7 protein-coding genes are annotated in these 11,201 nt (G+C 66.5%); 2 read left to right on the plus strand and 5 right to left on the minus strand.

What is annotated here, in order from left to right; translation table 11 throughout:
• Nucleotides 1-2 precede the first annotated feature (2 nt).
• Together ACTHQV_RS16935 and ACTHQV_RS16940 are read left to right on the plus strand one after the other, a co-directional pair.
• Nucleotides 3-1,505 (plus strand): tryptophan halogenase family protein, encoded by a 1,503-nt coding sequence (locus ACTHQV_RS16935; protein WP_440491910.1) that lies wholly within the window; start codon nt 3-5, stop codon nt 1,503-1,505.
• A gap of 113 nt (nt 1,506-1,618) precedes the next feature.
• Nucleotides 1,619-4,141 (plus strand): TonB-dependent receptor domain-containing protein, encoded by a 2,523-nt coding sequence (locus ACTHQV_RS16940; RefSeq protein WP_440491911.1) that lies wholly within the window; start codon nt 1,619-1,621, stop codon nt 4,139-4,141.
• Between the two features lie 253 nt (nt 4,142-4,394).
• Here ACTHQV_RS16940 and ACTHQV_RS16945 read toward each other — a convergent pair whose 3' ends face one another.
• The 5 genes from ACTHQV_RS16945 to ACTHQV_RS16965 form a co-directional block, all read right to left on the minus strand.
• Nucleotides 4,395-5,540 (minus strand): glycoside hydrolase family 68 protein, encoded by a 1,146-nt coding sequence (locus tag ACTHQV_RS16945; protein ID WP_440491912.1) that lies wholly within the window; start codon nt 5,538-5,540, stop codon nt 4,395-4,397.
• Between the two features lie 28 nt (nt 5,541-5,568).
• Nucleotides 5,569-7,674, minus strand: a complete 2,106-nt coding sequence (locus tag ACTHQV_RS16950; RefSeq protein WP_440491913.1) for an alpha-galactosidase — start codon at nt 7,672-7,674, stop codon at nt 5,569-5,571.
• On the minus strand, nt 7,671-9,020 hold the full coding sequence (locus ACTHQV_RS16955) for an MFS transporter (protein WP_440491914.1): 1,350 nt from the start codon (nt 9,018-9,020) through the stop codon (nt 7,671-7,673). Before ACTHQV_RS16955 ends, ACTHQV_RS16950 begins: the two co-directional genes overlap by 4 nt.
• Nucleotides 9,021-9,123: 103 nt before the next feature.
• Nucleotides 9,124-10,149, minus strand: coding sequence for a histone deacetylase family protein (locus tag ACTHQV_RS16960; protein WP_440491915.1), 1,026 nt, complete (start codon nt 10,147-10,149; stop codon nt 9,124-9,126).
• Nucleotides 10,146-10,997: a type 1 glutamine amidotransferase gene (locus ACTHQV_RS16965; RefSeq protein WP_440491916.1), complete on the minus strand. Its 852-nt coding sequence runs from the start codon at nt 10,995-10,997 to the stop codon at nt 10,146-10,148. Before ACTHQV_RS16965 ends, ACTHQV_RS16960 begins: the two co-directional genes overlap by 4 nt.
• Nucleotides 10,998-11,201 lie beyond the last annotated feature (204 nt).

The raw sequence follows: 11,201 nt of genomic DNA on the forward strand, positions 1-11,201 counted from the left end.
GCGTGGACCAACCGCAATCGGCAATTCGCTCGATCCTGATCGTCGGCGGCGGCACGGCGGGGTGGATGAGCGCCGCGGCACTCGCGCATGCGCTCGGCAGACGCTGTGCGATCACCCTGGTCGAATCGGACGAGATCGGCACGGTCGGTGTCGGCGAGGCGACGATCCCCCCGATCAAGCTGTTCAACGACACGCTCGGCATCGACGAGGCCGAATTTCTGCGTGAGACGAAAGGCAGCTTCAAGCTCGGCATCGAATTCGTCGACTGGGCGCGGCAGGGGCACCGCTATTTCCACCCGTTCGGCACCTTCGGCAAACCGTTCGATCTGGTCGCGGTGCACCAGCATTGGCTGGCGGCGCGTGCCGCCGGGTCGCCGGTCCCGCTCGACGACCTGTCGATGGCATGGGGTGCGGCCAAGCATGGCCGGTTCGCCCGGCCGTTGGCCGATCCGCGCAACGTCGCCTCGACCTTCGACTATGCCTATCATTTCGATGCCGGCCTCTACGCCGCGTTCCTGCGCCGCTATGCCGACGCGCGCGGCGTGGTGCGGGTCGAGGGCAAGGTCGCCGACGCCGCGCTGGACGGGGAAAGCGGCGATGTCGCCAGCGTCACGCTGCACGACGGCCGCACCCTTGCCGCCGACCTGTTCATCGACTGTTCGGGGTTTCGCGGCCTGTTGATCGAAGGGGCGCTGGCGACCGGCTATGACGACTGGACGCACTGGCTGCCGTGCGATCGTGCGGTGGCGGTGCCGTGCGTCACCGGTGGCGACGGCCTGACCCCCTATACCCGATCGACCGCGCGCGCCGCCGGGTGGCAATGGCGCATCCCGCTGCAACACCGCACCGGTAACGGCTATGTCTATTGCAGCCGCCATCTGTCCGACGACGAAGCCGCTGCGACGCTGCTCGGTCATCTCGACGGGCCGGCGCTGGCCGATCCGCGGTTCCTCCGCTTCACGACCGGACGGCGGCGGCGCTTCTGGAACCGCAACGTCGTCGCGATCGGTCTGTCGAGTGGCTTCATGGAGCCGCTCGAATCGACCAGCATCCACCTGATCCAGACCGGCATCGCCAAGCTGCTCGCCTATTTCCCGACACGCGACTTCGACCCGCTGCTGATCGACGAATATAACCGCGTCGCGATCACCGAATATGAACGCATTCGCGACTTCCTGATCCTGCATTACAAGCTGACGACGCGCGACGACGCGCCGCTCTGGCGCGACTGCGCCGCCATGGCCGTGCCCGGCACCGTCGCGCTGAAGATCGCGCATTTCCGCCATGGCGGTCGCCTCGTCGCGCGCGACATGGACCTGTTCGGCCCGCCCAGCTGGCTGGCGGTGCATATCGGCCAGCTGAACGATCCGGTCGCGCTCGACCCGCTGCTCGACACGACCAACAGCGCCAGCTTCGTCGACCGGCTGGCCGGCGCGATCGATGGCATGGCCCGGTCGATGCCGACCCATGCGGCCTTTCTGCAACAGATCGGCGCGGTCGGCTGAGCGTACGCCAGCCGACGTTGCAAACCTTTGCGTTACCGCTTGCAAACGATTGCGAGGTCGGTATGTAGCGGACAACAGGCTCCTGCAAGTGAGCCGTTTATGGAGGGTTTGCCATGAAGATGCCGGTTCTGCTTGCCTGCGCGTCGCCGATCGCCTTGTTCGTCGCGTCGCCAGCCATTGCCCAGGTGGGCGCCCCCGATGCACAGACGACCAGCGAAGCCCCCGGAGCGATCCCCGATCCGGCCGAGGCGACCGACGAAATCGTCGTCACCGCCAGCAGCGGCGAACGCTCGCGCTTCCGCAGCTCGATCTCGGTCACGCAGCTCAGCAACGAAGCGATCACCAATTTCACGCCGCGTTCCGAAGCCGAAGTGCTGCGCAACATCCCCGGCCTGCAGCCCAGCGACACCGCCGGCCCCGGTGGTAACGCCAATATTGGCGTGCGCGGCATCCCGGTGTCGACCGGCGGTTCGGAATATGTGGCATTGCAGGAAGACGGCCTGCCCACCGTCCTGTTCGGCGACATCAACTTCGGCAACAACGATTACTGGCTGCGCTTCGACCAGAACGTCCAACGCGTCGAAGCGGTGCGCGGCGGCTCCGCCTCGACCTTCTCCAGCCAGGCGCCGGGCGCGGTCATCAACTATCTGAGCAAGACCGGGGACAAGGCCGGCGGCCAGGTCGCCTATTCGAACGGCATCGGTTTCCGCGAACACCGCGTCGATTTCGATTACGGCGCGCCGATCAACGACACGCTGCGCTTCCATGTCGGTGGCTATGCCCGCAACGGCGGCGGCCTGACCAACGAACGCTTCAACATCCTGCGCGGCTATCAGATCAAGGCGAACATCACCAAGGACCTGCCCGACGGCCGCGGCTTCGTCCGCCTGTATTTCAAGCGCTTGGACGAACAGGCGCCGACCAACACCACCACCCCGTCGATCGCGACGCTGGACGGGAACAAGGTCACCGGCTTTACCCCGCTGCCGACCTTCGACGGGCGCGACGGGTCGTCCTATTCGATCTACAACCGCCGCTTCCAGTATCTCGACTATGACGGCGGTGGCCTGCGCAGCGCGGAGATCCAGGGCATCCACCCGCGCGTCACCGGCCTGGGGGCACAGTTCCATTACGACCTGACCGACAACATCACGCTCGACAACACGCTGCGCTATCAGTGGATCAGCGGCAATTTCACGACCCAGTTCATCAACGTCGCGCCGCGCACCGGTGCGGGCGGCGTGATCGGGTCGACCGTCAACGGACAGATCGTCGGCTCGATCCGCTATGCCGCCGGTCCCAATCAGGGCCAGCTCTACACCGGGACCTACGTCAACAATAATCCGAACATCAACACGTTGATGAAAAACATGAACAACTTCGCCAACAACCTCGCGTTGAACGGCAAGTTCGACGTCGGCGGTGGCAAGGCGACAGTGTCGACCGGCGTGTTCGTGATGCAGCAGAACATCGAACAGGATTGGCACGTCAACCGCAACTTCGCCGAGATCAACGGCGAGAATGCGGCACCGCTCGACCTGTTCAACCCGATCGGCACGCAGCTGACCGCCGCGGGTCAGGCCGGCTTCAACGACAATTGGGGCAGCTGCTGCGCGCGTCGCGTCGATCTCAGCTACACCGACGTCGCCCCGTTCCTGCAGGTCGGCTATGAAACCGGCGGGCTGAACCTCGACGCCTCGGTCCGCTACGACAATGTCAGTGGCAAGGGCACGGCACAGGGCGGCGTCGCCGGCCCCACCGTCCGCGCCAGCGACGCGCTGGGATCGGCGTTCCTCCCGTCGCTGGTCCTGAACCCCACCGCCGAGAAGATCGACTATAGCGACAGCTATGTCAGCTGGTCGGTCGGTGCGCTCTATGCGTTCAGCGGCAATACCAGCGCCTTCGCCCGCGTCAGCCGCGGCGGCCGCTTCAACGCCGATCGCCGCGTCCTGTCGGGCAATTTCAACGCCGACGGCTCGCTCAACGCGCAGGGGCAGCAGACCTCGGTCAACTTCCTCAACCAGCAGGAAATCGGCCTGAAGCAGCGCGGCAGCGTCGCCGACGCGTCGTACACGGTGGAAATAACCGGCTTCCGCTCGACGCTGACCGAAAACAATTACGACTTCACCCGCATCAACAATCCGGCGCCGAACAACGATCCGAACATCTCGAACGGCTATCGCTCGTTCGGCGTCGAGTTTTCGAGCCGAATCAACTACGGCAACTTCCACCTCGCCGCCGATGCGACCTATTCGAATTCGAAGATCGTCAGCAGCGCGACGGCGGCCCTGGTCGGCAACCGCCCCGGCGGCCTGCCCGAATTCCTCTACGTCATCTCGCCGTCTTATGACGCGGGCGTGGTCGCGTTCGGCGTCAGCGTGAACGGACAGACCAGCACGCCTTCGGACGACTTCAACCTCTACACGATCAAGGGTTCGACCTTCGTCAACGGCTTCGTGACCGTACGCCCGGTCGACCGCATCGAACTGGGGCTGAACGTCAACAACCTGTTCGACAAGCTCGGTTTCCGTGGCGGCGGCAGCCTGAACCCGATCCTGTCGTCGACCAGCGCCGTGTTCAACAACACCGCGCTCTATGGCCGGACGGTCACCGGCTCGATCCGCTACCGCTTCTAACCCGCTCCCAAGCCTGAACGGGCGGCACGGCTTCGGCCGGACCGCCCTTTTTTTGTGCGCGAAGCGTGGCGGCATTCACACCACAACCGTCATCCCAGCGCAGGCTGGGATCTCCCGGTGACAGCACGCAGCAGTATCCGCGGGAGGCCCCAGCCTCCGCTGGGGCGACGCATTTGGCGAAAGGTCCATGCGCCAAAAAAAGGCGCCGCCGGACCGAACCGGCGACGCCCCCATCCTCCCAAACGCAACCGCCTCACATCACCCAGCGCGCCTTGTCCCCGTCGAGCACCAGCCGGAACCACGGCGCCGCCGTCCCGCCGAAATGCTTCCGCCGCGTCGGCCCGTCGACCGGCTCCGCCCCGTTCAGCCCGACCGAATCGGCAAAGCTGATGACGTCCAGCTCCCCCGTCACCCACCAGCAATAGCCCTGATACGGCTCGGCCGGCGGATTGCCCGCGACCAGCCCCGATCCGTTGAGCGGCACCCACGGCCCGGCCATGCTGTCGGCCACCGCACCGTACAGCCCGGTCGGCGCGCCCGTGCCCGGCACGAAGCGCTTCGCCTGCGTCGACCAGAACAGATAATAGCGCCCGTCGACCGCCACGATATGCGGTCGTTCCAGCTCGCTATTGACCCCGATCGATTCGAGCAGCGGCGCCGCCAGCCGCCACGGCTGATCGGGCGTATCGCGCCGCGCGACGCCGATCACCCCGTCATGCACGTCGTCGACCCATCCGGCCGACCCCACGAACAACAGATATTCGGCCCCATCGGCGCCGTCGCGGAAATAGCCCGGATCGCGAAAGCCCTTGATCCGGCCATCGACCGCGTCGGCCTGATCGGCGCGCAGATAGGTCGCACCATCGGCGGCGATCGATTCGATTGGCACCGACCAGTCGCCGACCCGGCCGTCGGCAAAGCGCCCGACGCTTTCGAACAGGCGCTGTTCGAACGTCCGCGCCTGCCCCCGCCGCCCCGATGCGGTGAAATACATGGTCAGCGTCATGCCATCCTCGGCCAGCACCGCCGACCCCGACCATTCGCGGCTGCCCGGCGTGAACCCGTCGGGGAACGCATCGCCATGGTCGCGCCAGCCATCGGCGCCATGGCTGGTCAACCGGATGCGCGCCGCATCGTGCCGATCGTCGGGATCGGCGAATTGCGGCGTGATCAGGAAGAACCACCAGCTGCGATCGTCGATAAACGCCGTCCGCCCATCGGCATAGGCGATCTGCCACATGTCCCACACGTCGTGCCCCGGCACCACCGGGGCCAGATCGTCGAGCGAGAAGACCGGCAGCGCCAGTTCCGGCTGATCGGCGGCCAAGCGCGCGGCATCGATACTCCAATGGGTCGGCAGCGGCTGGTCGGCGGCGGAACGGCGGGCGGGCATGGTCATGGGTAGGGCTCTCGACAGGAAAGGGGGTTCAGGCGGCGGTGATGGCGAACAGCGCGACGCTCTCCGCCTTCATCGCCGGGATCGGCAGGCCGGCATGGGCAAGCCAGTCGCCGTCCAGCACGACGCCCGCGTCGCGCATCGCGGCAAAGACCGGCGCATCGGGCAGCGGGTGGCCGGGCGTGGTGGCAAGATCGAGCAGCCGCACCCGCACCCGCCCCGCCCCCGCCAGCGGCGGGAGGGACAACGGCAGCGGATGGCGCACCGTCATCGGCTGCACTTGGCTGACGCTCAGCAACCAGTCGCCTGGCTCCCCGTGCATCTGCCAGAGCAGCCCGTCGCCGCCCTCGCCCATCCACAGCCGGCCATGGTGCAGCCGGTCGCGCAACGCCTTGTACCGCTCGATCGCCGCCGCCAGCGTCACCGCATCGGCCGGCGCGATCGCCGCCGGGTCCAGTTCGACCCCGAAATGGCCGGGCAGCGCGACGGCGGCACGGAACGCCATGCCCTGGCTGCGCCCGGTCGAGTGCGCCGGACTGGCCCCGACATGCGATCCCATCATCTCGGGCGGCAGGAAATGCAGGAAGCCGCGCTGCATCGCGACCCGGCTGACCGCGTCGATACAATCGCTGGTCCACATGCGGTGCGTCCGCGTGGCGATGCCGGCATCGCTGCGCCCGCCGCCCCCGGCGCACGCCTCGATCTCCACCGCCGGATGCGCCTCCCGCAACCGATCGATCAGCGCATAGGCACCGACGACTTGGGCGTGATATCCCGCCCGCCCGCGCGCATCGCCGGCGGGCGCCAGATCGCGGTTATGATCCCATTTCAGATAGGCGATCGGCAGATCGCGCAGCAGCGCATCGATCGCATCGAACAGATACGCGCGAACCTCCGCCCGCCCCAGATCGAGCACCAGCTGGTTGCGCGACGTCACCATCGGCACCCCGTCCAGCTGCAATGCCCAGTCGGGATGCGCGCGCGCCAGATCGCTGTCGGGATTGACCATTTCGGGTTCGACCCACAGCCCGAACTGCATGCCGAGGCCGACGACATGCTCGGCCAGCGGCTTGAGCCCGCGCGGATATTTGACCGGATCGGCAACCCAGTCACCCAGCGCGGCGGTGTCGTCGCCGCGCCCCTTGAACCAGCCATCGTCGAGCACGAACCGCTCGACCCCCAGCGCGGCCGACCGATCGGCCAGCGCCATCAGCGCCGCCTCGTCATGGTCGAAATAGAAACCTTCCCAGCTGTTCACATGCACCGGGCGCGGGCGCATCGCCCCGCCCCATGGCGCGCGCGCCCGAACGGCGGCATGGAACGCCTGCACCGCGCCGTTCAACCCGGTGGTCGAACAGGTCGCCAGCATCTCGGGCGTCGCATAGGTCTCGCCCGGCGCAAGGCGGATTTCGCCGGGGGCCAGCGCCTCGCCCATCTGCACCACCCAGAACCCGTCATCGTCACGTTCGACCGACAACCGGTGATTGCCCGACCATGCCAGTTGCGCACCATGCACCCGCCCATGGTGCCAGCCTGCCTCCGGCCCGACCACGAACAGCCCCGGCGGCCCGGCATGGCCGGTCAGCCCGCGCCGGTTCTCCCGCACCCACCCATGCGCCGGCATCGCCTCGTCATGGCACACGAACTCGGCATTGTGCCGCCCGGTGAAGCTGCGGATCGTGGCGCTGTCGCCGGGCAGCGGCAGCGTCCCCGCCGCCAGCCATTCGACGTCCAACACGTCGTCGCCGTCATTGGTGACACTCGCCGACAGCGTCAGCACATCGCCCGTCATCGCGATCCGCTGCACCACGGTCACCCGCGCGGTCCGGTCGATCAGCGTGACAGTCACACCGTCCGCTTCCGCGTCGATGGCAACATCGTCGAACCACCGCGCAAACGCCTGCCCCCCGCGATGCGCGCGCAAGGCCGCCGGCCCGAACCAACCGGTGCCGTAACTCGGCACCAGCGTCAGCGGCTGATCCCGGTCGAGCGAGAAGGACGCCTGCGGTCGGGTATCGGCGAGCGGCGGCAGCGAGCCCGCATCGACGCGCGGCCCCCACCAGCGCCACAACGGCGCGGCGCCGTCCTGCGCTTCGAGGATCAGGCTCGACGCATCCCCGTGCAGCGCGATGGTCACGCCGCTGCATCCGGCGTCGCGCCGACCGGCAGCCCGGCGCTGTTGCGCTCACGCACCGTCCACACCGCGGCGGCGGCGGCGAACATCAGGACTCCGCACAGCGTCAGCACGTTGCGCGGATCGCTGCCCAGCAGGCTGTCGTAGAACAGCCACATCGTCCCCGAAAAGATCAGCATCGGGATCACGATCATCATGTTGAAAATGCCCATATAGACCCCGGTCCGCTCGGGCGGGATCGATCCGGCAAGGATCACATAAGGGTTGCCCATGATGCTGGCCCAACCGATGCCGATGCCGATCGCGGGCAGGAACAACATCCACTTTTCGGTGACATGCGGCAGCCAGACCATGCCGATCCCGGCGAGGACGAGGCAGATTGCGTGCAGGCTCGCCGCACCCATCCGCTTGGCCAGCGGCACCATCGCGAAGGCGGCGAGGAACGCGACCCCGTTATAGAATGCCGCCATCTCGCCATTGGTCAGCACCGCCGAATGAAAGCCCGACGACGTCGCCTCGGCAGTGCCATAGACCGACCGGCCGATCGAATAGATGACATACGCCCAGTACGCGGCCATCGCATACCATTGGAACAGGCTCATCAGCGCCAGCTTGCGCATCGCCAGCGGCATGTCGCGGATCGCCGATCCGATCTCCTTCAGCATCGCACCGAACCCCTTCGGCTCGGCGGCGATGCGGGCGCGTTCTTCCGGGGCCAGCGGCAATTCGGGCACGCGCCAGATCGACCACAGGATCGTCGAGAAGCTCAGCACCGCCCCGACCATGAACGCGATCCGCGCGGTATAGGGGATGTTGTGGGAATCGACCCAGTCCTGGTTCATCCCCGCCCACACCAGCAGCGACGGGGTCAGGAACGCCAGCATCTGCGCCGCGCCGGTGAACGCGCTCTGCGTCAGGAACCCGATCTGGTGCTGGTCCTCGTTCAGCCGGTCGCTGACATAGGCGCGATACGGCTCCATCGTGATGTTGTTGCCGGCATCGAGGATCCACAGCAGCGACACCGCCATCAACAACGATGAACTGAGCGGCATGAAGAACAGGCCGAGTGCGCACAGCACCGCGCCCAGCAGGAAATAGGGCGTGCGCCGTCCCCAGCGGCTATCGGTCCGATCACTCAGCGCCCCGATCAGCGGCTGCACCAGCAGGCCGGTCATGGGTCCTGCCAGCTGCAGCATCGGGATCGTCGCCTCCGACGCGCCTAAGTAGCTGTAGATCGGCGCCATGTTCCCCTGCTGCAACCCGAACGAGAATTGCAGGCCGAGAAAGCCGAGATTCATCTCGAGGATACGGGGAAGCGACAAATGGGGCTTGGAAGCTGGCAAGCGCATCGGACATCCTCATGCAGACGCCCGTCTTCGCGAGCCTTGGCCGCGTTATATCAGCTTTCGGATGCGTGACAACAATCGATTGCGGTGACACCGGCAAGTGCCGTTACGTGGCACCTTCGTCACCTTCGATGCCGCACAGGAACGTCGCGACATTCGCCCCCAGCGCCTCGACCGCATAGCCGCCCTCCATGACGATCGCCGCCGGCAGACCCGCCGTCCCGATCATCCGCCCCATCGCGCCGAAATCCACCGTCTCTAGCGCAAAACCGGCAATCGGATCATGGGCATAGGTATCGGCCCCGAACGATACGACCAGCGTCCTTGCCCCCCACGCCGCAATCGCCGCCAGCGCCTGCGCCAGAGCCGGCCGATAAGCATCCCAGTTGGTCCCCCGCGGCAGCGGCAGGTTCAGCGTAGCACCCATCCCCGCCCCCTCGCCGCGTTCGTCGGCATGCCCCCAATAAAACGGATAGTCGGTCCGCGGATCGGCATGGATCGACACGAAGAACACGCTGCCATCGTTCAGGAAAATGTCCTGCGTGCCATTGCCATGATGATAATCGACGTCGAGCACCGCCACCGGCCCCAGCCCTTTGGCCATCGCCCGCCGCGCCGCGATCGCGGCATTGTTCAGGAAGCAATAGCCACCCAGATAATCGGCACCCGCATGATGCCCCGGCGGCCGGCACAGCGCAAAACTGTTCCGCGCGCCCTCCACCAGCGCCTCGACGGCGCTCACCGCACATTGCGCACCCCAATAGGCCGCGTCCCAGCTGCCCGCCGTGATCGGCGTCGACGCGTCCATGCTGAACGCGCCCAGCCGCGCATCGATACGCGTCAGCTCCAGTGGCCGCCGATGCCGTACCGGAAAGGCATAGCCGATCGCCTCGCCCTCGCGCCCTTCCCGAACCCAGTCGTCCCACGCGGTCCGCAGGAACGCCAGGTAGCGCGCGTCATGCACCGCCGTGATCGGCTCGATCCCATGATCGCCTGGCGCTTCCCACTGGCCCAGCGCAGCCCCGATCGACTGTGCGCGTGCCGTCGTCTCCGCATGGATCGCCCAACCGCCATTGTGAAACTCCCGCTCGGGCGCATGAGCAAGCTGGCGATCGTCGAAGAAGCACTTCATCCCGCCTTGTCCCGCAGCCTCTTCAGATGGGCAAGGAAATTGCAAAGCTCGCGCCGCCGGTTGGCCTCGACCGCCAGTTCGTCGCCGATCCCCAGCTTCCACCGTGTGGGCGCATGGTCCGGCTCGGCATGCAGCCGTTCGAGCAGCGCCGCCTGATCGGCAACGTCGCGCTCTTCCGCCGCCAATCCTTCCGCGACCAGTTCCTCCGCCTGCGCCCGCAGGGCGACCGCAATCTCCTTTAGCGACAATTCGGGGTGATATTGCACGCCCCAGAACACGCCACCGGCAAAACGGATCTCCGCGGCCTGAACGCCCGTCACGCAATTCCCTGCCAACACAACAGCATTTGGCGGCAGCGCTTCAACCTCATCTCCATGAATCGCCCCAGCCTCCCAAACCCTCCCCCGCCCGTCCAGCAGGGGATGATCGCGTCCCGCATCGGTCGCAACGATACCGCGGGCGACGCCCGCCTCCATACGACGCGGCATCCGTCGAACCTTTCCACCCGCCGCCGCAACCGCGATCTGCAAGCCCGCACACGACCCGAACGACGGCACGCCCGACGCGAACACCGCGCGCATGAACGCCAATTGCCGCGCAACCTCGGGCGTTTCGTCATAGACGTGCATCGGCGAGCCGGTCAGGAACACCCCGTCGAAACCGCTGATGCCCTCCGCCGTGAATACACGCGCGCCCTCATCGGCAGGTGCGACGATGGCGACCTCGGCATCCGGCACGATTTGTCGAAGCGTTGCGGCATAGGTTTCGCCCGAGCTTTTCCCGGCCCGTCCTCGACGGGCTTGGCGTTCCTCGGGCAGTTCGCTCTGTGCGATAAGATATTGTGGCAAAGGGCGTCCTTCGGCAATCAGGTTGCCATTGAACGCGCGCGCGGCAGGATAGTGGCAGGAGATTGCTCCCGACGCGTACAGCGGGGTTGAGAGCTTCGCCGCGTTTGCGGTTCGCGTGTGACGCGAAAAAGCCTCGAACGCTGCAACGTTCGAGGGTGAACAATTTAAGTTGGTTGCGGGGACAGGATTTGAACCTGTGACCTT

The organism is Sphingomonas sp. SAFR-052 (assembly GCF_051965015.1).
GTDB lineage: Bacteria > Pseudomonadota > Alphaproteobacteria > Sphingomonadales > Sphingomonadaceae > Sphingomonas.